This is a genomic window from Actinobaculum sp. 352 (genome assembly GCF_003957265.1).
Taxonomy (GTDB): domain Bacteria; phylum Actinomycetota; class Actinomycetes; order Actinomycetales; family Actinomycetaceae; genus Asp313.
In genome coordinates this window covers 76,449-102,427 of sequence record NZ_RQSN01000005.1, presented here as the reverse complement: position 1 = coordinate 102,427, position 25,979 = coordinate 76,449, and the positions used below count along the sequence as shown (strand labels likewise).

Genomic DNA, 25,979 nt, shown 5'->3' with positions numbered 1-25,979 from the left:
GGAAGGTGCAGCCGTCGCAGCCTTACGGCTGCTTAGTTACGCCTCCGTGTGCTTCCGGCGGCGACGAGCTCCTGCCACGGCGAGACCACCCACGCCGATCAAGATCAGCGCCCACACGGCATAGCGGATATCCGCGCCGGTGAACGGCATCTTGTGCGGCGAGGGTGTTGATGGCTTCGGGGACGGGCTCGTAGACGGGGTCGGAGTGGGCGACGGCGGCTCGGCACAGGCCTCATCCGTCATCTCCTCACCGCCGGCTGTCACCGTTGCCCGGTTCAGCGCGCCGGTTCCTGACTCGCCCGACTCCAGCGTGCAGTTGCCTGCAGTACTGCTCAGCGACGATGGAATCTTGGCTCGGATGACTACCGTGAAGGTTTCGGAGGCTCCTGCCTCCAGGGCTGCATCACTGACGACCACGGGCTGCGCCGTGCCATCCCAGTCGTCCGCCGCACCATTGCCTGTGACCTCGGCAGAGATGATCTCCATTCCCTCTCCGAATGCGGGAGTATCCGTGAGTGTGTATCGCGTCGCGTTTGCTTCGTCGGTGTTCGTCACAGTCACCTGATACTTCACCGTCATCACACCGTCGACAAGCGTCGGTGTACCAGTCACCGTCTTATCGACGATAACTGCGGGCAGTGCCGGAATATCGCCGCAGGCATCGGCGGTGAATTCTGAGGTTCCGGATGTGACGGTCACCTGGTTGTGCAGCGCCTCGTTGCCCGCCGGCGTGTCGCTGCCCTGGCACCGCGCGTCAATGGCACTGTCAGTGTTCACTCCCGAAGCGGGAGCGTTAACGTTGAGCGTCACGGTGTAGGTGTCGCTCGCACCCGGCTGGAGCGTCACCGGAGCATCAACAATCACCTGCGTCTGACCATTGGCAGCAGTCCACGTGAAACCATCCGGAGTCTGCCCACCGGTCACAGTACCCGAATTAATCGTCACACCCTCACCCAAGGCCGGAGTATCCACCAACGTATACACCACAGCAATATCCGCAGAAGGATTACTCACCGTAATGCTGTACTCCAAATCCCACGTACCATCCCAGGCCCCATCGGCAAGACGCCGCTGCGCACTGGTGAAGGTCTTGTCAACCGTTGGGGCAGCCGGGGCTCCACAGGCCTCAGCAGTTGTGCTCTGCCCACCTGACACCAGGGATGCAACATTTCGGAAACCTGTGCGGCCATCCTCGCCGTCATCAACGGTGCAGTCGGCCGCGCTTGGAGCCACAGTCGCTAGCGGCGCGCTCGCATGGACGGTCACCGTATAGACGATCCTAGCCGGGGTTCCCGGGTCATCGTCGGTTGCCGGTACCTCGGCGGCCGGAATACTTCCACCGACGACGACGGCCGTATTCTGCACGCCGTCCCAGTTGGTCTCCGTGACCGCCTGGTGACCTTCCGTCAATTCGATAGTTGCCGAGTCCACGGTGATTCCTGCGCCGTAGTTCAACTCGTCCGACAGGTCGAAGCGGGCCTGCAGCGCCGAACTATTGGAGACAATGAGACTGTAGGTGATCGTCCAGCTTCCATCGGGCTGCTGGACGGGAACTCCTTCGAGCCTCTTCTCGATAGTCGCTTGGGCTGCTTGCTCAATCGATCCGCAGGCCTCATCTTCTAAGGTCGTACCGCCGGCGCTTACCGTAGCCGTGTTGTGCAGCGCCTGGTTACCAGCGGCCGTATCGCCACCCACGCATTGAGCGTCAAAGCCGTCGGCCGGTACACCCGCATCCGGTACTGTCACATTTAAGCGCACCGTGTAGGTGTCGCTCGCACCCGGCTGGAGCGTCACCGGAGCATCAACAATCACCTGCGTCTGACCATTGGCAGCAGTCCACGTGAAACCATCCGGAGTCTGCCCACCGGTCACAGTACCCGAATTAATCGTCACACCATCACCCAAGGCCGGAGTATCCACCAACGTATACACCACAGCAATATCCGCAGAAGGATTACTCACCGTAATGCTGTACTCCAAATCCCACGTACCATCCCAGGCACCATCGGCAAGACGCTGATCGGAACTGTCCAGGCTCTTGACGATTTCCGGAACAGCGGGGCTGGCACAAGCGTCCGCGTCGCTGGTCTTGCCGGCAGAGCTGACCGTGGCAGCGTTGTAGAAGCCCTGGCCTGGGCCGTCGGAGCCATCGGGCTCACATACGGCCGTATCCGGAATCCCATTCGCGCCAAGATCGGCCTGTGCCAAGACAATGACGTGATACTCATGCGTCCCATCGGCGGTGATCGTCCGGTCGGTGGCCAATGTCCACGGTCCGGTGCCTTCGAGGTCTTGTGCTTCGTCGTCGCCCGGTTGCCGTACCTGCGCAGAGAGCACGGTCAGGCCATCTCCGAATGACGGCGTATCGCTCAACGTGTAACGGCCCACCGCCTCACTGCTATTGGTGACCGTGATCGTGTAGTCAATGCTCCACGTTCCGTCACCGTTATCTGTAGCCGTGGAAGCGGTTTTCTCCACACCCACCTCCGGAGTTTCAGGAATCGATCCACAGTCCTCATCCGAATGCTCCGTACCATTGGAGGTAACCGTCGCCGAGTTATGGATCGTCTCACCAGAGGTGGCACTATCAGTTGAGCACTCCGCCTGTCCCGAGGTGTTAACGCCGTCGGCGGGACCGGTCACATTCAACGTGATGGTGTATGTATGCGTCCCCTCGCCGTCGGCCGCCGCGGGAAGCTCCGCACCGGTAATCACGGGATCCGGCATGGCGTCCGCAGCAAGCGTCTCGGTTAGCGCACCGCCGCTGATGGTCACCTGGTTAAGAACTACGGAGTCCGGAAGCGTCAACACATCGCTCAGGTCGTATGTCAATGCCTGCACGGAAGACGGATTAGTCACCGTCACCGTGTACGTCAGATCCCATGTGCCATCCCAGGCCTCGTCAACCATATGCTGTGCGGAGCCGGTGAAGGTCTTCGCTATCAGGGCCTCCGGCAGGACCGTGTTCGTGACGGTTACAGTCGCCGCCTCGGCGTCCGGATCAACGGGAAGGCGGAACTGCACCTCATCGGCGGTAACCGACTCGACCTGCTCCTCGCCCTCCGCAATCATGATGGTTGCACCGGTGACGGTATACGTCTCCGGGTGCTGCCAGGTCATGCCTTCGGCGAGACCACCCTGCGGTCCCTGCTCGGATACCGTGCAGTACGAGCCGAGCGGAATACCCGCAACGGTGACCGGAGCCCCGCCTGCTTGCACCTCCACGGTCCCGCTAATCGGATCGTTTGTGCCAGCACGGCAGGAGTAGTCGACTGCGAATGTAGTATCGGTGACGCCATCGGACGCGCCTTCGATCGGAGCCTTCTGAATCTGGAAGGAGCCGATATTACGCGCCGTCTCATTGGTGACGGTTGCCCGAACGTGATCACCGGCTGGAATCACCCCGTTGTTGGTGTAGTCAACCGGCACCTCCTCCACCGGCGTCGTCCAAGTGTACGAAGCGTCGGAATGTACCGGGTTTCCCGGACGTCCGCTCTCGGCAACCGTGCAGGAAGAATCGGCAAGAATACGCGCCGGGTTTGAACCGTCCGCGCCAGTCAGGGTGGCGTCTCCTCGTCCGGTCACCGTCCATTCTCCGGCGGCTACCGTGCCGTCCTGCGCTGTACACGTCCATTCGCCCGAATAGACGTTCCCGAAGGTGGCCGTGGAGCCCTCCGGGATGTCCTTGACGATCTCAAGGGCACCGTACCTGCGTGTGGTTTCATTCGTCACCCGCAGTACCGCGGTAGCCTCCGGTTCGGTTGTCACCGAGTTACCGCCCGCGAACTCACCACCCTCGTCGGGCGTCACCTCGTATACCGGTGTGTTCCATCCATATGACTTATCGCTGAGCAAGTCATCGGTAAGCGTCTGTTCCTGGATCGAGCACTCGGAACCTGCGGGGATGCGCGCCGCCGTCAGATCCGGTGTGGCAATGGCACCGCCAGAGGCGGGAAGAGTGGTCTGCCCCTCCACTGTGCTGCCATCTGCAGCAACGCAGGTATAGGAGATGAGGACCTCGGCACCGTCGGCAAGTCCAGCCGTTGTGCCGTCGCCATCCACTCCGCTGTAAATCTTCTCAATACGCAGATCCGAATAGACGCGTGTCGCATCGTTCGTCACAGTGATAAGTGCCGGAGAGTCCGCTTCCACTGTCGCCCCGGATTCCACATTCGGACCCGAGTAGGTGACCACCGGATCGAGCCACGTATACGACGTATCGCGCAGTGCGGAGTCTGCCGGGGTGTCCTCGTTCGCAGTACATACCGCGGTCAGCGGAAGCTCGCCCTGCTCTTCACCGTCCGATGTTGTCAAAGTGGCCGTACCGGCGCCGTCGACGCTCCACGTGCCACTGGCAATTTCCTCGCCGTCATAGCTGCAGGTGTAGGAGCCACTGTACGCGGTCCCGTCATTGACGATGCCATCCTGTGCCGCGGTGGCGCCAAGTTCCTTGCGGATCTCCAGGCTGCCACGCACGCGCGTAATCGGATTGCTGACCTTGATCGAGATTTCATCGCCCTCGACCACGAAGGTGTCTGTCTCGGTGGTGACACCGTCAATGGTCACCTCGAAAACCGGAGTGCCCCACGCGTAGGAGACATCCTTGAGCATGTCTTGCGTCAGCGACTCCTCGGAAAGCCGGCACGTCCAGCCACGTGGCAGTGTGCGCGGGAAGTCCGCCGTCTGACCATTGGTCAGTTCCACAACGCGCGGATCGAAAGAGTCGTTGCCCTCATCGGTACAGGTGGCGAACACGGTAAACGTCTGGTCGGCGTTCGCCAGGCCAGCGGTTTCACCTGTGACCTCCTTGCTGATATGCACGGTGGAGGTCTCCTGGACCACCTCGTTGGTCACCGTCATTTCGTTGGTGATATCCGCAGCGACGACGGCGTCACTAACCGCAGCGCTATCACCGGCAGCGCCCCATACATAGGATGGGTCGCCCGCATTGGGCGGATCGTTAACCGGGTCCTCCGCCGGGGTACAGCTTGCCCCCAGCGGCAGCACACTGTTATCGGCTGCGAGATCAACTTCTGTCCCGTTGACCGTGGCGATCACGGTAGCGACTCCCGCACCGGTCACACTCCAGGTGCCGCTGATGTCAGAGTCTCCGGCGTGGGTGCATACGAAGCTGCCCGTATAGGTAACAGCCCCTCCTTGTGCAGCAGCATCGCCTTCACCAGTGATCCGTTTGCTCAGGCTGATAGTGCCGAATCGGCGCTCGATGTGGTTCGTCACCGTGAGCGTGCCATTATCGCCTTCACCAACGTTGGCGAGAGGATCGGAGAAGTCCGGCGTCCCCCAGGCGTAGGAGTCGTCCTGCAGCCCGCCGCTGATCGTGGCCTCGGTCACCGAGCATCCGGTGGAGCCGAGCGGCACCTCAAAGGTGACGCTATCGCCATCGCCAAGATCGGCCGTACCCATCACCGTAGCCGCATCTCCTCCCGGCGGTGTGCACAGCAGTGAGACCGGGAAGGTTGTTCCCGTATAACCCTGTTTGTTCTCGTCGGCCACCGTCTTCGCAACCGTCACTGATCCCGTGCGCGCAGACAGCGAGTTCGTCACTTCGACGCCGACTTCCGGTTCACCTTCATCCGGCAGGGTGAAGGTGACTGCCCCATCACTCGTGGTAGTTCCGGTGACACCATCACCGCTCACTGTGAAGGACGGCGTATCCCAACGATAGGGATCGATCGGCGTCGGCAGATTCTCGGATTCCGACACCGTGCAGGTAGAGCCGGCGGGGACATCCGAGACGAGCTGGGACGAGAGATCGCTCAGGGCCACATCACCCGATACGGTGTGCCCCGCCTGCGAGGTGCACTCATAGTGAACCGTGAAGGAACCTGCAGCGTATCCCTCACCCGCACCCGGGCCGTTCACCGTTTTCGTGATTGTCAGCCCCGCCAAGTACTTGCCGACCGTGTTCGTGTAGGTCAGCGTGTTGGCGCTGGCATCCGCACTGACGGTGATGGGTTCACCCGCTTGGCGATTCTGCCAGTAGAAGGAGTGATTCGCGGGGTCCGGATATCCTGGGTCGTCCTCGGTAATGGAGCAGTTGGAACCCAGCAGCACGGAAGCACGCGTATTGCCTTCCGAGAGGACGGCGTCACCCGAGGTCACTGTCAATGTGGCGGCCCCTGCTCCAGTCCGGCTCCAGGTTCCGGAGACCTCCGTTGCGCCACCGCCGTAGCTACATGTCCAGGTGCCAGTGAAGGTGGTCGTCGTACCCACACTCGGATCGCTGTCCAGAGTATTGAGAATCTTTTCCACCCCGATAGTCGAGTAGACGCGTTCGTAGGTGTTAGTGAAGGTCACACGCGGGTAGGGACGCCCTGCGTCGGAACTGGCGGCATGCGCCACAACCGTCGCCGTCGTTCCATCTACCTCCACCGTGTTCCCCACTCCATCATCGGGATCGATGGTGGTGGACGCCCACCGGTATGACGAATCGACAAGCCCGGTGGATGTGCCCGTCAACGACTCTTCGGTCACCGTACAGGTGGTACCCGCCGCAAGCGGGGCACCCGTGTTGCGCCAGACTTCGCCGACTGCCAGGGAGATATGGGCAGTGTAGTTCTCGTCATCTCCCTGTGCCGGGGCATCGCAAGCGATGTCGAAATCAAAGGCGGTTCCGGCTACTAGACCCTCGGTCTGCGGAACTACCTTTGTCACGGCAATCCCGCCCCAGGCCGCAGTAGTGTGATTTATGACCTTGGCGGTCTCACCGCCCGCAGAAGAGATAGCGATGAGATTGTTCTCGAGGGCTTGCCCATTTGCATCCACGTACTCCGTGGCTGCCGGGTCCCATTCGTGATCGGCATCCAGCACGTCGTCGGCGAAGTCGTCGTCAGCGCCGTCTGCATTCTCACTGATCTGGCAGGTGGTGCCACGCGGAACTTGAACGGTCACTGTCTCGTCGGCTGCCACTTCCTCCGTATAGGTGAAGCCCGCACCACAATCCGCAGTGATCGTGAAGGTATGGGTCGAGCCGTCAGCCGCGGTCCCGAGATATCCCCCGCCCACGACTTGCTTCGTCAGGTTCAACGGAACAAGGACCACCGTGTAGTAGTTCTCCACCGTGGTGGAGGCCGTGGCATCCGCAGCGACGGTCACCGTCTGATCAACGATGTTGTTGCGTGTCCATTCGTAAGCGGGAGTTGCAAAATCGCCATCTTCGACGGTGGGAACATCTTCGCTTGTTGTGCATGTCGCCCCGGCGGGCACCGTCACCGTGGTTGATTCGCCATCGGCAAGCTCCACCGTACCGGAGGCTACCCCGGAGCCGTCCAGCTGGCAGGAGTAGTCAATGGGGAAGGCTCGCTCACCGGTATAGCCCGGCTGAGCAACGCCGTCTTCCGGTAGCACCCTCTTACTGATCTGCAGCAATCCCGTCTCCTGGGCGATGTGGTTGGTAACCGTCACACTGACGGTGTCATCGCCAACGGTCACCACGTCCTGCGCGGAGAAGGTCGGCTCTGCCCAGTGGTAGGACGAGTTCGTAAGACCGCCATCCGGGGTCTCCTCCGAAACCGTGCAGGTCAGACCGGCAGGGATACCGTCAATCTGCACCGTTTCCCCCGCGCTTACCGTACGTGTTCCCGAGTAGTCCACTCCGTTCGCGGTACCGCAGTCGTAGGAAATGTCATAGGTCTTTGTTGTATCAGCGAGTCCACCCAGCGGGTCGTCGATCTCCTTGCTGATTTGCAGGCTGCCGGTACGCAGCTGGTTCGTGACGGTGCAGGTGACGTCGGCGTCGTCGGCAAGGTTCACTACGCTGTCGCTCACGTCGACCGTTGCACCATCGGCGTCCGCGCAACTCCAGTCCTCAACCAATTCGAAACCGTAGACGTCGGCTGGCGCACTCTCCGACAGCTGGTATGAACCGCTGGGGACGACTTGGCTGGTCACAGCCTCACTTCCCGAACGTCCGGAAACTGCCGTATCACTGGTCATGGTGTCGGTACCATTGGCCGTCACCGTCCACTGGTCAGCCGTCACGCCGTCGGGAACGTCACCCTGCAATGCCTTGACCAGGGTCAGGCGTGATTTCGCCTCGTATTCATTGTGGTACGTGCAGGTGATATTCGTGTCGTTGACGTTGTCCGCCAAATCGGTACTGTCTAGCGCTAGCGTTCCAGCGTCGATATCGATATTAGGTGTCGGATTGTCGGCAGTGGAGTCGAACGGGTTTCCGTTGCGGTCCAGGAGGATATTGCCGTCGTCACCGTATGTACAGACAATGTCGGCTAGTCGCCATCCAGAGGAGCTGTCCGTCAAGGCGGGAACCGGGGTATCCTCCTGTACCTTGGCGCGGTCATCCGGCGCGAGCAACTCGTATGTCTTGCTGTCAACCGCCATGTTGGTGGTGCCCCAGCCCGACGGCGTCATGGACCCCATGGGGCTCCAGGTTTCGGCCGCCACCGAACCAACTTCGGAGAGATTACTGTAGGTGAAGGTGGGGATCTCCGTGTCCTGCCACTGCTCGGCCGTGGTGGCGTATTTCTGGAACGTCACCTCACGGACCTGTTCCATGGAACCGTATAGGCACCCGTACGTCTGCGCGGCTTCCTTCGTAACAAAGCCTGCCTCAAGATCAACAATGTCCGCTTCATCAAGCTCGGCTGCACAAGCCTGCCAATCCGCTCCCTTGTTGACGAAACCCCACAACTTGAGCTTGTATTGTATGCCTGTTGTAGGATCCGTCCATGCTGTGTCGGACCGATCAGTGGCAATGGTGAGATAGTCATCCTCGCAGGAGCGGCCGTTCTTCCCGTATAGCGCGCCGTTGTCCTCTCCCGCAGCAGCAACGTCACCGGCAGGGAAGGACCGCAGGATGCCGGAGCGATCATATGCGTAGTGGTAGTCGGAGGACCATCCCCATCCGGTCCAGGTGGCGCGAAGACCGACCTGTCCGGCACTGTTCATCGCGTAGCGCCCGGAGCCGTCTTCCACGTAGTTCCCATCGGCGTCAAAAGTGGACCGGCAGGTGTTCACTGTCTCATGCAGCGTAAATGGGAAGGCGGAATCAATAGCCACTGTGCCGTCCGGGTTCTGGCCGAGAGCAACATTGATATTGCCGTACAGGAGCGAACCACCATTGCCGTCGTCGTCCTTGTAGCGCGAATCGGTGGTGGTGAAAATGGGATTGTTCCAGTGACGCATATCGCCCACAAGGAAGGATTTCCCGACTTCCACCGCGGAGGTCTCACCGGGGCGGAAACCGACCGAACTCTGCGTCTGCAGGTCAGCTGTTGGTCCGGCACTACTCTGGTTGGTCCCCCAACCGTAGGCGAAGAGCGCGTACTCTTGTTGGGAGCCGGTCACATCTTCCGTGGTGGTCTGGTAGAGGTAGTTGCCGCCCGAAACTGGTGAGTAGCGTACACCGCCGTATCGGTTGGCGTAGTACTCGTTGGAGTATCCGCCCCCGATGGGTTCCTCTTTCATCGTCACGTTGGAGACACTGGCAACGGTCTCGCCAAGTGGAACCGTTACCTCTGCTGCCTGTGCCGGCGTGGTGTGCCATGGCCAGATCACCGATCCCAGTACAAGCATCGTTGAGACAAGTACCGCGAGTATCCCACCAAAAGTTCGACACTGCGTGGTGCGGCCGGTCCACGATGATCGACTCAGGCCCGCGTTCAAACACTGGAACCTTCGAAGTATTGTCGCAGTTTGTTCTTCCCACATTAAAGAGAATGTATGTTTTATACTACTCATCGCATTCGCCCCCAGAATGTGATCGTCGTTGGCCCAATTGAACAAGTTCAAGGCCAAGCTTGGCAGTATGCTACAACAAAGAAAAACCTCGAGTCTCAACTTTGCCACTTGCGTGACCAGCCAAAACGCTGTCGTACTAACATATCTAAGTTCACGTCTTGTACGAGATTATAGAAGTTGCAATTGATTTGTACAGTCTATTCCCCCAGGTACATATCATATGAGGCGTGTTTGCTTATTGAAGACATTGCGGCCGACATGAGAGCACCACAACTTGTCAACATGACTCGCGTCACACGCTCACGCCAAGTCAAGCGTCGCATATTCCAACCGTCAATCCAAGGACAACGGCCCGGGCAGCCATGTTCCCAAATTTGGGAGGCAGAGCACAGAGCCCAACAGAGTACCCATCAGCCACCAAATGCTCCCGCGACATAAGCCCTACCTTTTCACACCACCGGTCCCTCACGAAGAAAGCGGTGCTATCACACGTCGCGAACCTCCACCCAATCAAAGCCCACATTCTGCGCAATCACCGTCAAGTCTGTGAATCGCCTCCGCCACGCAGGCATGTCCCACCGCCGGGCCATCTCCTGAAAAATCGGATCGGTACCGGTCGTACGCGCCTCCTGCAGGGCGAAGCGCCTAACACCACGGGCACGCAGGGTCTCGACCATGGCGGTGAAGTGTTCAGCCGAAGGCGATCCCGGATACACGGTGGTCCGCACTTCGTAATCGAGCGGAAAAGTGGAACCGGCACGCTGTTCATGGATGGCAAGCATAATGTCGAGCGACTCCCAGGCCTTGTCACCTGCGGCGACCCCGGCAGCGGAACGGTAGTCATCGGGCAGTGCCTTAACATCCAACCCCACCCAGTCCGTCAATTCCAGTGCTTCCCGGAGACGCTTGGGATAGGCGCCTCCGGTATGCAGGCCTACCTGAAATCCCAGATCACGCACCTCGCGCATGGCAGGGATCAGCGCCGCCTGTCGCAGCGCCTCGCCTCCGGTAAAGACGACGCCGTCAAGCAGGCCTCGACGCCGCCGCAAGTGAATCGTCACCTCCTGCCACGGCACGATGCCCGGTGTGCGGGAATCCAAGATCTCCGAGTTCTGACAATAGGGGCACCGCCAAGGGCACCCCTGCAAGAACACCGTGGTAACAAGATGATCCGGCCAGTCAACACTGGACAGCGGGACGAACCCGGCAATCGCCACATCGTCCGCTACAGGTGCGGAAAGTGAGTTCAATCTACCTGCGACGGCTGAGGCGGCCGACCGCGTAGCGGCGGCTGCCAACGGCGTGGCAGAAGTAGTCGCGGATTCCGACTGTGAACAACGGTCGGACGGGCCGGTCGCACCAGAGGCTACCGGCCAGTCAACCTGTTGGTCGCGATTGATCACGCTTTGGCTTCCTGCTTGAGTTGCGCCTGGAATTCGTCATACGAATCGACTAGTTTGTCACCGTGCAAAGCGCGGCTGGCAAGCGCACCCTCCTTGAAGGTCACACGCTCGTGGTACTCACCCTTCTTGCCGATATTGAAAGACTGGACGGGACGGAAGTAGCCCATCACCCGCGTCCACACCTCGCAGACCTGCGGCTCCGCCGACGGGTTCATTTCCGCACACTTCTCGCATGTCAGATGCTCACCGGCAAGGTAACCGTGCACCGGGCAGATGGAGAAGGTTGGCGTAATGGTGATGTAGGGCAGATGGAAGTTCGTCAGCGCACGCCGAACCAGCCGCTTACATGCCTCTGCAGAGCTCATCCGCTCGTTCATGTACAGGTGGAGGACCGTGCCACCTGTGTACAGGGACTGGAGATCCGCCTGCTTCTCGAGGGCTTCGAAGGCGTCGTCGGTGTAGGCAACAGGCAGCTGAGAGGAGTTCGTGTAGTACGGCTCATCGTCGGTGCCGGCCTGCAAAATGCCCGCGTAACGCTTGCGGTCTTCCTTCGCGAATCGATAAGTGGTGCCTTCCGCGGGAGTGGCTTCCAAGTTGTACAGGTTGCCCGTCTCCTCCTGGTACGCCACAAGGCGCTCGCGCACATGCTCCAGCAGACGCACCGCAAAAGCGTGACCCCACTCGTCGGCAATGTCGTGGGCGTCGTCGGTGAAATTACGGATCAGCTCGTTAACACCGTTGACTCCGATGGTGGAGAAATGGTTGTTGAGATGCCCCAAGTAGCGCAGGGTGTAGGGATAAAGCCCCTGGTCCATGAACTGCTGCACCTTGACGCGCTTCTTCTCCAGCGTGGACTTCGCCAAATCCATCAAGTGGTCGAGGCGGGCGTAGAGAGCGGCCTCGTCACCCTTGTAGAGATAACCGAGTCGGGCCGTGTTAATGGTGACGACGCCGATGGAACCGGTCAGCTCAGCCGAACCGAACAGGCCGTTGCCGCGCTTAAGGAGTTCCCGCAAGTCGAGTTGCAAACGGCAGCACATTGAACGGATCATCCCCGGATCAAGTTCCGAATTGATGAAATTCTGGAAGTAGGGGAGACCGTACTTGGCAGTCATCGCAAAGAGCAGATTGGCATTCTCAGAGTCCCAGTCGAAGTCCTTCGTCATGTTGTAGGTCGGAATGGGGAAGGTGAAGACTCTGCCATCGGCATCGCCCTCGGTCATAACTTCCATGTACGCGCGATTAATCAGGTCCATCTCGTGCTGAAGCTCACCGTAGGTGAAGTCGCAGACCTCCTCCCCGATGAGGGGGTGGTTATCCGCGATATCAGCCGGGCATGTCCAATCGAAGGTCAGGTTCGTGAAGGGGCACTGGCTTCCCCAGCGAGACGGGACATTGAGGTTGTAGATCAGCTCTTGGATGCACTGCTTGATCTCGGCAAATGCCATGTTGTCGAGCCGGACGAAGGGCGCCATGTAGGTATCGAAGGAGGAAAACGCCTGCGCTCCCGCCCACTCGTTCTGCAGTGTGCCGAGGAAGTTCACGATCTGACCGCAGGCAGAAGAGAAGTGCTTGGGCGGTGCTGAAGCAATGGCACCGCTGACGCCATTGAACCCCTCTTCGAGTAGACGGCGCAAGGACCAACCAGCACAGTATCCGGAGAGCATGTCCAGATCATGAATGTGATAGTCGCCGTTACGATGCGCCTTTCCCTCCTCGGGGCTGTACACCTGGGTGAGCCAGTAGTTCGCGATGGTCTTGCCGGCGGAGTTCAGGACCAGACCACCCAGGGAATAGTCCTGATTGGCGTTGGCATTGACACGCCAATCAGAGCGATCAAGATATTCATTGACCGTCTCAATGGCGTCAATCTCAACGCGGTTCGTATTCTCTGCCATATCTATGTTCCCTCCAACGAACGCCGATTGTTGGTAGTCGCAGCCTCTACCGAGCACCACCCCGGGCGACTGAGGCGACGGCCGCACCAGCACATTATTCATAGGCACTATGCGTACCAGTACTGCATTTATCAGTGTGCACCTCGGAACACCCCGAGGCGCGTTGTCCAACATAGGCCATGTACCACTACATGTAGTGGTAGACACGCGCGTGCTACCCAACATATTGCGTCACGCATAAGCCACAACGCCGCACCTTATAGAACACTTGGGACTAAAGTCCTCAACGAATTTGCCGGGGGAAGACAGGCAAAACATATGGACCGCCCGAAGGACGAATTGGACATCCGAGAATTCGCCGGGGGGTGGAAGACAGCCGAATGAACTCCACCCACCACTCGCACAACAGGCAATGTTCTCGCCCCTATTATTCTCGGCTGAGTATGCGGTGCGCTCTTCTCTGAGCAGGCAGTGCACTCTCGGAAGTGTTCGGTGCGCTCGTCTCCACACGTCGCGACTCGCGAGTCGGGTATCAGCACTGCCCGAGTATCAAGGATGTCCTGAGGCGCTGCCCAGCGAGCGTCGGCTGCTCCGCGCGCCGCCCCGAGTATCAAGGATGGCCTACCGGAAGTGGGGGCAATGTGAGCGGTGGGCCGTCCTACCGGTTTCAAGACAGAGGTAACCGGAGTCGCAACACTCGCGTCAATGGCCGACTCATTGTACCGATATCGGAATCGTGCAAGACGGTACCGGCCGACCAAAGTATCGATGGCAACCCGATGGCATGCCGTCCCCAGAGAAGCCGCTTGATGCCATAGGGTTGACGGGTGACCAACTTGTTGGATGTTCTACGTGGCCATGCGACTCCCGGCCAGATTACGGGAATCATTGAGCAACCCGAACGTCCCGGTCGCACTAGCCGTTGGCCCGAATGGATTCCCACTGCGGTTCGACACGCGTTGACAAGGCAGGGGGTGGAACGCCCCTGGATTCATCAGGCGGAGGCGGCGGAGTCGATTCACGCGGGACTCCACACCGTTATCGCTACGGGTACGGGCTCCGGCAAGTCACTCGCGGCGTGGGTGCCTTTTCTTGCAGAACTCGTCAGGTTTGAGCGGAACGAGGTCTCACTGTCTCGCCTGCACCGCAGACCAACTGCCCTGTACTTGTCTCCCACCAAGGCCTTGGCTGCCGACCAATTGGATGCGCTGCGTACCCTGTGCCGAATCGTGGATCCTCAGATCGGCGTTTCCACGGTTGATGGCGACTCTGAATTGCCGCAACGCTCGTGGGCGCGCGACTACGCGGACATCATCTTGACGAATCCAGACTTCGCGCATCATGCCTTACTGGCTCGACAGCAGAATTGGACACGTCTGTGGCGTGGTCTTCATCTGATCGTTGTTGATGAGTTCCATACCTACCGCGGTCAATTTGGCGCGCACGTCGCCCTGACCTTACGCCGACTCCTGCGTATGGCGGCGCACTACGGGGCAAGACCGGTCGTGGTTTTCCTGTCCGCGACCAGCGATGACCCTGAATCAGCTGCCGAGCGAATGCTCGGCGAGGCATTAGGGCCGGTGGTCGGGATTGCCGACGACGGCGCCCCACGCGGAGCGCAGACAACCGTGCTGTGGCAGTGCCGTGAGCTCGACGACGCAAACAACGGCCGTGACGGAACCGGCATGGGGCAGGGACGAGCAGCCGCTGGACTTCCTCCAGGCACTCGCGACCCCCGGCTTTCTCAGGCACCCCTAGTCACCAGCCCAAACGGGCAAGAAGACACGACAACATCAGGTCAGGGCGAGACGGGCGTTCCCACAGACCAACGGCGATACGACCCCGATATCGAGTTCGCCGGCGAGGAGAGGCCTCGCCGCGCCGCTAACACGGAAGCCGGTGAGTTGACCGGAACATTGGTGGCAGCCGGGGCGCGCTGTCTCACCTTCGTTCGATCGCGTGCCGGAACTGAGCGTGTTGCCGAGATCGCGCGCGACTACCTGGCCAATCACGCGCCTCAGGTCCGTAACCGGGTCGCTGCTTATCGCGGTGGCTATCTTCCCGAGGAGCGACGTGAGCTGGAGGGTTCGCTGCGCGATGGAACTCTCAGTTCATTGGTGACCACCAATGCCCTTGAACTGGGCATCGATATCTCCGGACTGGACGCCGTCGTCGTTACCGGTTGGCCTGGCACCCACGCCTCTTTCGCACAGCAGACCGGGCGCGCTGGGCGAGCCGGGCAGGCCGGGTTATCGGTTTTCATCGGACGTGACAACCCACTGGACCAGTTCCTTCTCTCACATCCGGACAGTTTTCGCCAGCCTCCGGCTGCGGTCAATGTGTTTGACCCTGCTAATCCGAATGTTCTCGTACCGCAGCTATGCGCGGCGGCAGCCGAGCTACCGTTGGTCGCGCAGGACGCCGCCTTGTTCGGGCTTGCCGACACCACTCTGTTCGATGATCTCGCCGCCGGAGAGCTCTTGCGGAAAAGACCAACCGGTTGGTATTGGAATACGGCCTTGGGCACCCAAGCACACGACACGGTCAGCGTACGCGGTGAAGCGAGCACCGTTTCCATCATCAACTCCGAGGACGGTGCACTTCTGGGCACCGTTGGCCGCGAACGCGCTGACACCACCGTGTATCCGGGGGCCATTTATCTTCACCAGGGCATCCCCTACCAAGTCGACGAATTAGACTCCGACACTGCGGTGGTGCACCCCCACCGCGAAGAGGAGATCCGCACCTATTCCCGTGAAGAACATCGAGTCGAGATCCTTGAGACCACATCCTCGGTCAATCTCTCCTGCGGGACTTGGGCCGTCGGCCAGGTCATTGTCTCCTCCCGCGTCACGGGCTATGACATCCGCCGCTCCCATGACGGGATGTACCTGGGCTCTGTACCACTGACGATGCCTCTACGTCAGTTCGAAACAACTGGTACCTGGTGGACGATAAGCGCCGCCACGCTGAAACAAGAACGGATTCCGGCCGCGGATCTGCCGGGGGCGTTGCACGCCGCCGAACACGCTGCGATTGGCCTCCTTCCTCTTTTTGCTACCTGCGACCGCTGGGATCTTGGCGGCCTTTCCACCGCTGTCCACCCGCAAACGGGCGAGGCAACGGTTATTGTGCACGACGCCGTCGCTGGTGGGTCAGGTTTCGCACGCCGCGGTTTCGATTCCGCCACCCGTTGGATCCAAACGACCTTGCGCACTCTGGAGACTTGTTCGTGCCAGACGGGCTGTCCGCGCTGTGTCCAGTCACCAAAATGCGGGAACAACAACGAGCCGTTATCCAAGGCGGGCGCAATTCAGCTACTCCGCCTGCTCTTGCCCTCTCTGCAGGAGGCTGCCCCTACAGAGTGACGTGTACCATGCCGAGATGGTGAGCAAACGCCGGATACGAGCTTGTCCCTGCTAAATGACCTGTACTCTTGGCACCACATCTGTTCTTGTTGCCGCATCCTCGGCGCCGCATCGAAAGGTCACGCACGTACCACTACAACCCACGATGCAGCTTCCGGGTAGCCGCAGCCATGAAGCTGCGGTACCTGTGGGATTCAGGCAACTGAGGCTTCCACTTGGGTGGTGCAGGCCTTCTCTGGGGTGGCACTGAACCCTTGGGGGGCGCAGGAGTTCGCTCAGGTGACTCGGGCGTTCATTCAGGGGTGCGGACTCTTGCCCGGGGGTGTGAGCGTTCACTCGGGTGGCGCGTCCGCCGGACCGGCCGTTGCCTGCGCAGTGAAACTCACCCAATGCCACACCGCCACCGTGCGTGCCTTCACTGTGGCATATTCGCCACTCATTGTGCACTCCACCAACTCTGCTCTATTCCGCTGCACGATCATGGCCGCCGCGGCACAGGCTTGTTCGCCGTCATGAGACTCCTGGAAGACCTGCGCGCCGCCAAGCGCGCCTAGGTCCGCTGCATCCTGTGTCCGTTCTTTGACACTGACAACACTTCCCACAAACAGGAGCAGGACCGCGAGCATGCCCGCCAGAAGGCACACACCCACCGCGAGCACTGTTCCAGCCCCGACCTCCGGGGAGGCTCTCGGCCGCTCACTTCGTGTGTCACCGGCATGCCAACTAATGCTCCGCTGCACCGACTCGCGGTCTTGGCAGGGTGCCACAGACCCTTTGAGCAGCGTATGCGCGCTAACCTCCCTCGGATCTCCCGACCCGAATAGGCCACCCGACCCGAATAGGCCACCCGGCCCGAATAGGCCACCCGGCCCGACCTGATCACCCGGCCCGACCTGATCGCCCGAGCCCGAGAGACTAGAGCTCTCGACTTCAACAAGCGACATCGCCGGTCTTCCTCCTCCGCAACCTACGCAAGCCGACCCGTGTCTACTGCGGCCGATTGATAGAAGTGGCGCAGCACCCCGATGCTTCCGCACCCTGCTCCCAACGGCGGCACTCCTGCCTCTGCCATTGACGCATCTGTTCATGGCAGCGTCACCCCCGATTCGAGCCGGGCCACAGTCGTGGCGGATATGTCGATACCCAGTGGACCGGAACCAAGCGGCGCGAGTACTCCGCCAGGCTTCGCGGTAACCGTGATCTGGGCATATTCACCCTCGGTCTCGATGGCAACGGTCATATTGGACTCCTGCGCAGCAGCCGAGTGTGCTACATCGGGCGATTCTCCCAGTGCAACCGACCTCGCGATCATACGGCTGGCATCCTGCGCTTGCATGTAGGAATGGACAAGGGAGCCAGCGGCAAGTACGACGATGATCATGACCGTTATCGGAATCATCCCAAGCGCGATTTCGACGGTCGCCATGCCACGCTCCGATGAAACTGGGCTAGCTGACTCGTGCTTATGTGACCACATTGTTTTTCTCCTTTGTTATGGCAACCGCCCTCGGCAATCGCACACTACGCAATCTCCCGATCATGTGTGTGGCAAACATGTGCCTGCAACGAACGTGAGAATCGACCACGCAGGTGGCGGTCCAAACCCCGCCACCCGTCGCCGATAAACGCGCGAAGCCAAGTTCAGCCTTGCAGGCAGAGCAGAGCTTACGTCCGTAGCAAGCCGTTGCGGCTCAGCGCCCTTCGGCAAGGCTGCGAAAGCGCCCTTCAGCGAGGTGGAGAATTGGCTCCGTTGTGTACAACTGCCGATGGCAAGATGCAACCAATCAGTTTGGGTAGCGAGCAGGAAGGCGACCGTCGGGATGTTCCCAGCCGCCTCCCCGCTCGCTTCTACGGCTAGAACTTGAAGATTGCTTTGAAGATCGACACCAACCCCTCTTTGACCCAGGATTGTTTCATCATCCACACCAGAAGCCCTGCGAAAGATGTGGCGGCGACGGTCCCTATCGCGTACTCAGCCGTTGCCATACCGGCTTCGCCGCTGGTGTCCTCCAGAAAACCTCCGAGTTGCATAGACATTGTTTCCTCCAATGTTTGGCGCCACCCTTTGTGGCGCGGTACTACCACTCTCCCGTTTCGCGGGCACAGCAGACCAGCCGCTAGAAGCTCCTGTGAATCCGCACGACATAACGCGATCTGTGGATACAGCGCCAGGTGAGAGTCTTCGACGAACTACGCTGACCAGCAGTCGGCAAGGCACTCTTCAATGCCGGAGACTCGGCCGAGGGAATGCGTAATGGACGGACTCACGGTTGCCACCGGTTGGGAATGAAGGTACAACGCCCCGGGAAGGTAACAGATGGACTCGCGGCTCCCACCCGCCAAGCGTCCCGTGCATGTCGCAACTTGAAAGCGCCCCTCGCTTCCCGGCAGGCCACAGCGACGTCGACGCGCATCCAAACCGGTTTCGCCGCGCACTCTATGGATCCGGATTCCTGCGTAATGGCCCGTGCCAGCGCCCGAAACGATGCCCAGTGGGACGCGTGTCGGCGCCTCGGCCGCACTCGTCTAGTGAAACAGCGAAAGCCCAACCGAAGCGATAACCGGTACGATGCCAAGCATCACGAAGGCCGGTAAGAAGCACAGGCCCAGCGGTAACACCAGGTGAGCTCCAAGCCGAGCCGCGGCTTCACGGGCACGCCTACTCCGCCCCTGTCGAATACCTTCCGCGGCCTGTCGAAGCAGCGCGGATGGAGCCGCGCCATCTTCCCATGCGGGTTGAAGCGCGTCACGCAGGCTTTGAAAACGCGCCGGTACCTGGCCCCATACTTCCTCCCACGTTCCGCCCAGAAGCAGCGTCCGCGCCGCGACGTCGAGCCCCGCGCTCTCGCTCTCCGCTACCGCTTCATGGATGGCAAGGAGTGCACCCGGTATGGATGTACCGCCCTGTAATGCCGCTTGTGCAATATCCAGGATCATTGCCTCGTCGACATGGGCGAGTAGCGTCGGACGATTCGAGGGCCTCCGCCTCCCGTTTGGAGTTCTCGCCGTGAGCGCCAGTGCCAATAGGCCGCATGCAGCCCAGGCCGCCAGCAACGAGGCTGCAAGACTCGGCGTGGAGGCAGTCATCATGAGCCTTCTTCCGCTCGTTTAACCAAGTGCCGCACCCACACGATTCCCGCCAGTTCAAAGGCGAAACCTACAAGGAGGCAGACTCGTCCTATATTCGTACTCAGAAGAAACGCCAGAGGGTTGGACCCCAACACATATCCGAGGAGTAAGCCAAGCAAAGGTAGAAGGGCAAGCATCCGCGCGCTCGTCCGTGGCCCAGCAAGGGCCACCCTGCGTGCTGCTGCCGCCTCACTTACCTCGGTGATGCCGCCCGCACACGCCTCCAATACATCCGCGCTTGGCGCTCCGGTCAGATGGCTCAGCCGACACACGGCAACCGCAGCCGGGATGGCGAACATCAGCTCCGTGCTACTTGATGATCTCTGCAGCGCGCGCAGACCGTGAGGCACACCAGCGCTATCGACGCCCGTTTTGTATCTGTCGGCAATGTCTGTACGCTCGAAAGTCTTTTGCCAGGCCTGTTCGAAGCTCGCACCGCATCGCAATCGAGTCGCAGCCTCCGCAACCAAAAGACCGATTTCGGGCTCACGCACCGGACGGACGCTCCGCGTCAACCGCCGCAAGGTCACCTTTCGCATCCCTTGCGAGCTCTCCCCGCCAGAAAAGCCTGGGCCACCCCCTGCCTCATATCCACCGGACGAGTGCCCCAAATCGGAACGAGCTCCCTGCCCCACACCAGATTCGTATTGCGGCGGAGAGCTTCCCGCCAACGGCCACGGAAAAGGCTTCCCACCGCGCAACAGCCTTCGAATGAGTGCCGTTTGCTGCACTCCGGCCTGCGCACCTGCACGGCGGGGATAAGACGGAGTCCAATACCAGGCGGTCAGCAGTAAAAGGAAACCAATCAGCTTCATATACTTTCTCTCAATGCAAGCCTGCGTGCTAGACGCGGCCACCCTGGGCCGGGAACGACACGTCGCTGTCCCTCCTCGCCATCGACACACTTCAATGCGTCACAAGTCACCAGCTCGTCGCCGCGCCGCTCCAACGTGGCGACCTGACTGATGCAACGTTGCCCATTGTTCTTGTCAATATGGATAACGGCATCAAGCGCGCTAGCCGCCTGGGCCGCAACCACTGCCTCCGTCATGCCCGCGAGAGCACCCAGAGCAACTAATCGAGCTGGCACGTCATGTGCAGAATTGGCATGGACCGTTGCCCAACCGCCTTCATGGCCCGTGTTAAGGGCCGAAAGCACCTCCCGAACCTCCGCACCACGACATTCACCCAGAACAATCCGATCCGGCCGCATGCGCAGCGCCGCTCGTACCAGGTCAACCATGCCGACTTCGCCACTTCCCTGCACATTGGCATGCCTCACCTGTAGGTGAATCGCATGCGGATGGCGCGGGCGCAACTCGGCCGCCTCCTCAATGATGAGTATGCGTTCAGCCGCCGATACCTGCGAGAGGAGCGCCGAAAGCAGCGTCGTCTTTCCAGATCCTGTCGCACCAGAGATCATGACATTGGCGTGGCTGTTGAGCAGAGCAACCAGAACTGCAGCCAACTCAACCGGCACGGTACCGCTCGCTACAAGCTCGTCCAAACTCAACGTCACAGCCCGGTGAGACCGCAACGAAATGAACGGACCCTCCCACGCCAGAGGAGGAAGAACAGCATGCAGACGCAGGCCCCCTTCCAGGGTGCCATCCACAATCGGACTGGCATCATCGAGGCGCTGCCCACTTGCCGCAGCCAAACGCACCGCAAGGTCGCGCACCTGCTGTGGTGTATCGAGAAGACCGGTGCTCACAGCAACAGCTTCAAGACCTCTGCCGCGATCAATCCATACGCCATGGACCCCGTTCACGAGGATGTCCGTCACCTGTGGATCCTCCAGTAGCGGCTGCAGGATCGGGCCTGCACCCCCAATCGCCGCGCGCAACTGGCGGCGCACACCTAGAACATCGTGTACCCCAACAGCCACTGGAACGGTGTCCGCCAGCGCTTCCGGAATGCCCTTGCCATCGGCGAGGATTGCGCGCGCTCGGCGGATCTGTGTGTCACTTAACTGCTTCATCACACCGCCTCGCGGCAGATGACCCCGATACGGGACACATCCCGCGCGGTGGCGCAACGAGTGCGATCGCCTACCCGCACGCCGTGGCTGAGGTCTTGGTCCAAGGTACGCAACCGTCGTAACGGCATGACTTGCGGCACATCAAGCGCCTCGGCCAGCGCCGCAGCTTCACCTCCACTCACGCCCGACCCGACGATAACCAGCGGGGTTTCGCCCGGCAGCAGACTGATAGCCCGCCGCGCCTGCTGGATTTCCCGCAATCCACCACCCACGATGAGTACGACGACGTCGCACCACTCCAACCACTCCCGCTCCCTCGTGCCCGCGTCGATGCCGGATCGTGGAATGTCCAGCACCGTGACCTCATTGGCCTGCGAAAGAGCGGCAATCGCATCGACGCCGAGACCTCCCCCGCGCGGCGCACCGCCTCTGGGGTCGGCACTGAGAACGCGCAGCGCGCCCAGCGATGGCAGGGCAGCATTTAGCCTGCCAGGAACGAGGGCACCGCTGTCTTCTGCCAGATCGGACCATCGCAGGCCCGGTGCGCCTTCCAAGCCGAGAAGAAGATCGATGCCAGCAGACAGCGGATCGAGGTCGAGGAGGCACGTCTCCCTCTCACGTGCCATCTCCCGCGCCAACCAACTCGCTAGAGTCGAGACTCCAATTCCACCTCGACTTCCAATGACTCCGACGATGGTACCCCGTTGGGTGGATCCCGCCGCCAGCATCAGTTCGAGGACATCTTCCGCTTCCTCTCGCAACGAAAGCCTTATACACCCAGATGCAAAGTACGGAGCGTAGGCCGGGTGAAAGCTAGCTTCTACCTGCGGCATACTTCCATCCACTTCCCGTAAATTGAGCACAGCAGACGGCGCGGTCCCGGAACGACCAGTCACAATGTTGATGCCAGCAAGCGCCGCCAAGCGATTGACTTCGGAACGCACAGTCTCGCTGTGCGCGGCCAAGGAACATGCCGCAATCCGTCCTCCCTCCTTGTGCTGCGTCAACTCCTGCGCATTGATCACCGTCACATTGCTCTCTTGCTTGCGCGAGCGTTTCTGTTCGAGAGATTGCCTGTGCCCCATCCCCGCCTTGCGTCTGCTTTCCATATTGCTTCCATTCTTATGACTCCCGTTGTGCCGCGCCATTCAGCCATTGAAGAGTGGTCGATGGCTCCGTTTCTGCGACTCTTGTTGTGTGCATCTAGCTTGAAGCATGTGCTCTCATGGACGCAGCGTTTGGGTTGCGCCTGTGGACAGCCCCTTCATTTGCCCGCCTGTGGAGATCTTCTCAGTGATTATGATGCGATTTCGTTCATCGTCACCGGCGCAGCGAAAGACCGTGCAAAGTCCATGAACTCCTGCCGAGCCAACCCGCAGAAAAGTTGCCTTCCTCTCAAATCTTTCGCGGCGATTTCCTCTCACCCACAGCGCACGGGGCAGACGCTGCGCCTTTGACAGCTCGCCGACCAGCACATTCGTGCCGTATTGTTCCTTGCAACGCTGCGTGATCTCCTACACAAGGACCGATCCCGCGGAGTATCCGCGTAAATCCGGTGATACAGTGAGGACAAGTCAAGCTCCACTTGTATGGATTTGGCCGAGAGAAGGAACATGGGATACTCGCCCACTGAACGAAAGGAGCCTCAGCACATGAATCTCAAGAAACTCATCGCACTGCCCGCCATCCCACTCCTGACGATTTCGATGGCTGCTTGCGGAAGCGCGGAGAAACCGTCCAAAGAGGAAGTCTCCAACGCGATGCAAACGTATCTCCAACCGATGATGGAGGAGCAGTACGGTTCCGAAGTCTCTGCTATTCTCACGGATGGCTTCTACACCTGCTTAGTGGACGAGGTCTACGATGACTTCTCTGCCGAAGCACTTCAGGCCCTCGTCGACGGCGATATGGAAGCGGAAGTTTTCACGGACGACGACCTCCAAAAGACCAAAGAGGCAAGTGCGACCTGCGCGGAGCAGGCCATTACCAACTGAGCCATCACAGTTCCGTTTTCCCACTCACGGCGCGCGGCTACACAGGCCGCGCGCCGTTTGTAATCCATGAATACCACCCATATCTACATCACTCCGCACCGCAGGCCGATAGGAACACGAATCTCACACGAGGCACGCCGCCTGCTTCCCCGACAGATAGCTCTTCTTGCCGTAGCGTCAAGATAGAAGCAATTGAGGAGGAAAGTCGTGTCCACCCCAACTGACCCGTACAGCTCGTCGTCGCGTCGGCCCTTCGAGGACGATGACATTCTCGCGCCGATTGACGACGCAACTTCCGATACGCGGGAGACGTCGTCGCAGGATGCTTCTGCGTCGGCCGAAGAGAATTCAGAGAGCGCTATCCAGGGCACTTCTGCCGAGCACAACGCTCAAGCGTCCACCTCCATGACACCTGAAACGCCCAACGGGGATCCCAACGTGCACCCTGCTCCTGACGGATCGCAAACCGCAGCAGATTCGGCCTTGGCAGAGGACCTCGCCGCGGCGACCTCCCCAGTCGAAGACACTCTCCAGGACGCCGCTGTTGAAGATGCCTCTGTGGAACCAGAGGAGTACACCGGCCCGGTCGAATCCGGTGATACTGTCACCAGTGAGCCCCGTACCGCCACCGACGAACAGCCCCTGACAGATAGTGACGCTTCCGCCGAGACGGCCACTTCCCCCTTGGATCTACCCTTACGTTCCGCAAGCCCGGATGCAGCGCATGCGTCGCTCGCAGAGGCAATCGGGATGGCGTCTGAACATGAGGAGCGCAACGCCGACGACGATACGGAGGCCACGGGCCCGGCCGTCGCCGACGCTCCGCAAGAATCGGGAGACAAAGCTTTACCTACTGATTGGGCCACACCGCCACCTGATCCCGATACCGTCCCCGCCGCCCCTAAGAGTCGCGCCTGGACGCACACGGGAGCCCTTGCGGCGACCATCGTCCTCGCGCCGGTGGCATGGTATTTGCTCTCTGATGCAAGCGTGCGGCTTTCACTGGTTGACGGCAATCCTTGGGCAACAGGTCACCTCAATATCGCCGCGCTTCTTGAGCTGCTCGGCGGAATTGCCGTGGCCACACTGATCGCACTCCTCGCCCGAGCGTCTTCTTTGGGAGTCACCGTCGCAGGCGTCATCCTTTCGCTTTTCGGATGCCTAGCCCTCGTCCTGCCGCGCTGGACACAGGGCAGCATCATTGACACGCTGGACACGGCCATCGGCGATATTAATCCACTATGCGGCAACATTGTGCATCATCTCGGCCTTGACCTCGGTTCCGGGCGGATGCTCATGTTCGGTGCCGCCCTCATGCTCGCAGGAGTCATCTCTCATGGCGCGCGTCGGCGGGGCCAGCGGTTTGGAATTGTGACAACTCGCCGCCACATCGCTCTCGGTGATTCCGAGTCGTGATCGAGCGCTGAGAGCTTTTCATGACCGTACCTGCCGATAATTCCTGTATCTATCTTGAGGGTCCGTGGGAGCACCGTCTTATCGGGGCCAATGGGTGCCAGTTCCACCTGGTTCACGCCGGTGACCATCACAGCAGTCGTCCGCTTGTCCTTCTGGTTCACGGTTTCCCGGAGTACTGGTGGGCGTGGCGTCATCAGATCGCACCGATTGCGCAAGCCGGGTATGAAGTCGCCGCGCTTGATCAACGTGGCCTCGGAGGATCCGATAAGACTCCAGACGGGCACGACGGACTGACTCTGACACAAGATCTCGCCGCCGTTGTGAGGAGTCTGGGCGCATCACAGGCGGTGATCGTTGGCCACGGTCGAGGTGGAACTCTTGCTTGGTCCGCCGCGGCCATGGAACCGGAACTGGTAAAGGGAATCTTGACAGTATCCGCGCCACATCCGCTTACGACGCAGCGGCTGGGCACTCACCTGACTTTGCGAACGTGGCGCCATGTGCTCACTACCTTTGTTCCCGCCGCCGCCAGGCGTTCTTTGAATTCGGAGGACGGAGTGCGCCGCTTGCTGACCGAGTGGTCAGCTCCGGGCAATAATGGCGCAGCCGCACAGGCGGCCTATTATGCCGCCGCACTCCGGCTACCCGAGGCAACCTCGACCGCGCTGGAACAACTGCGTTGGGCGTACACCTCACAGCGGCATATCGTGGGACGCCAGTACATGGCGATTTCTCGTCGGCCGATCACCGTGCCGGTCTGGACGGCTCGCGGACAGCTTGACCCGCTCCTACCCGACCGTGCGTGGGATAACGACCGAGAGTTTGCGAAGGGCCATTACCGCCATATTTCACTGCCCGACGCCGGCCATTTCCTGCCGGAAGAACAGCCGGAAGAACTAACGAAACTGATTCTTGATTTCCTCGGCGGATTCCAGTAGCCGTTCGGCGAATGCATCTGTGTGATTTCCTGCGCAGCGGCGTCGATCGGCTACATCTGCGCGGGCTGCGCACCGCAGTGCGTGATCAAGGCGGCGCGATGCGCATAATACAAAAGGCGAGGTGGGGCGTGG

Annotated in this window: 14 protein-coding genes; 4 read left to right on the top strand and 10 right to left on the bottom strand. The window is 60.4% G+C overall.

All coding sequences use genetic code 11. The features are described from left to right. Positions 1–36 precede the first annotated feature (36 nt). From EKN07_RS06625 to EKN07_RS06615, 3 genes are all read right to left on the bottom strand, one after another. A complete protein-coding gene (locus EKN07_RS06625; protein ID WP_126145969.1) occupies positions 37–9,537 on the bottom strand; it encodes a DUF5979 domain-containing protein in 9,501 nt (3,166 codons plus the stop codon). Between the two features lie 668 nt (positions 9,538–10,205). Then, complete coding sequence (locus tag EKN07_RS06620) at positions 10,206–11,123, bottom strand: anaerobic ribonucleoside-triphosphate reductase activating protein (RefSeq protein ID WP_240611315.1); 918 nt, start codon at positions 11,121–11,123, stop codon at positions 10,206–10,208. Next, entirely contained in the window at positions 11,120–13,021 is a 1,902-nt protein-coding gene (locus tag EKN07_RS06615) for a ribonucleoside triphosphate reductase (protein WP_108714849.1), read from the bottom strand. Before EKN07_RS06615 ends, EKN07_RS06620 begins: the two co-directional genes overlap by 4 nt. An 827-nt stretch (positions 13,022–13,848) precedes the next feature. On the opposite strand from EKN07_RS06615, the gene EKN07_RS06610 reads away from it, so the two are divergent. Further along, a complete protein-coding gene (locus EKN07_RS06610; RefSeq protein WP_240611314.1) occupies positions 13,849–16,389 on the top strand; it encodes a DEAD/DEAH box helicase in 2,541 nt (846 codons plus the stop codon). Positions 16,390–16,721: 332 nt separating this feature from the next. Here the strand turns inward: EKN07_RS06610 and EKN07_RS06605 are convergent, their stop codons facing one another. The 7 genes from EKN07_RS06605 to EKN07_RS06575 all read right to left on the bottom strand — a co-directional run bounded on the left by EKN07_RS06605 (position 16,722) and on the right by EKN07_RS06575 (position 22,608). Continuing rightward, a complete protein-coding gene (locus EKN07_RS06605) occupies positions 16,722–17,333 on the bottom strand; it encodes an Rv3654c family TadE-like protein (RefSeq protein WP_164546623.1) in 612 nt (203 codons plus the stop codon). A gap of 140 nt (positions 17,334–17,473) precedes the next feature. Next, positions 17,474–17,815: a TadE family type IV pilus minor pilin gene (locus EKN07_RS06600; protein WP_126145967.1), complete on the bottom strand. Its 342-nt coding sequence runs from the start codon at positions 17,813–17,815 to the stop codon at positions 17,474–17,476. Between the two features lie 428 nt (positions 17,816–18,243). Further along, positions 18,244–18,426: a DUF4244 domain-containing protein gene (locus EKN07_RS06595; protein ID WP_108714846.1), complete on the bottom strand. Its 183-nt coding sequence runs from the start codon at positions 18,424–18,426 to the stop codon at positions 18,244–18,246. Between the two features lie 489 nt (positions 18,427–18,915). Continuing rightward, the gene (locus EKN07_RS06590) at positions 18,916–19,479 is read right to left on the bottom strand and encodes a type II secretion system F family protein (RefSeq protein WP_126145966.1); all 564 of its coding nucleotides are present in this window, start codon (positions 19,477–19,479) and stop codon (positions 18,916–18,918) included. Continuing rightward, entirely contained in the window at positions 19,476–20,333 is an 858-nt protein-coding gene (locus tag EKN07_RS06585) for a hypothetical protein (protein WP_126145965.1), read from the bottom strand. Before EKN07_RS06585 ends, EKN07_RS06590 begins: the two co-directional genes overlap by 4 nt. Beyond that, entirely contained in the window at positions 20,330–21,499 is a 1,170-nt protein-coding gene (locus tag EKN07_RS06580) for a TadA family conjugal transfer-associated ATPase (RefSeq protein ID WP_108714843.1), read from the bottom strand. The genes EKN07_RS06585 and EKN07_RS06580 overlap by 4 nt, the downstream gene beginning before the upstream one ends. Continuing rightward, the gene (locus EKN07_RS06575; RefSeq protein ID WP_126145964.1) at positions 21,499–22,608 is read right to left on the bottom strand and encodes a hypothetical protein; all 1,110 of its coding nucleotides are present in this window, start codon (positions 22,606–22,608) and stop codon (positions 21,499–21,501) included. The genes EKN07_RS06580 and EKN07_RS06575 overlap by 1 nt, the downstream gene beginning before the upstream one ends. 543 nt (positions 22,609–23,151) lie before the next feature. On the opposite strand from EKN07_RS06575, the gene EKN07_RS06570 reads away from it, so the two are divergent. From EKN07_RS06570 to EKN07_RS06560, 3 genes are all read left to right on the top strand, one after another. Then, positions 23,152–23,493, top strand: coding sequence for a hypothetical protein (locus EKN07_RS06570; protein ID WP_108714841.1), 342 nt, complete (start codon positions 23,152–23,154; stop codon positions 23,491–23,493). A gap of 207 nt (positions 23,494–23,700) precedes the next feature. Beyond that, the gene (locus EKN07_RS06565; RefSeq protein WP_108714840.1) at positions 23,701–24,909 is read left to right on the top strand and encodes a hypothetical protein; all 1,209 of its coding nucleotides are present in this window, start codon (positions 23,701–23,703) and stop codon (positions 24,907–24,909) included. Positions 24,910–24,929: 20 nt separating this feature from the next. After that, a complete protein-coding gene (locus tag EKN07_RS06560; protein WP_108714839.1) occupies positions 24,930–25,847 on the top strand; it encodes an alpha/beta hydrolase in 918 nt (305 codons plus the stop codon). The last annotated feature ends 132 nt before the right edge of the window (positions 25,848–25,979 follow it).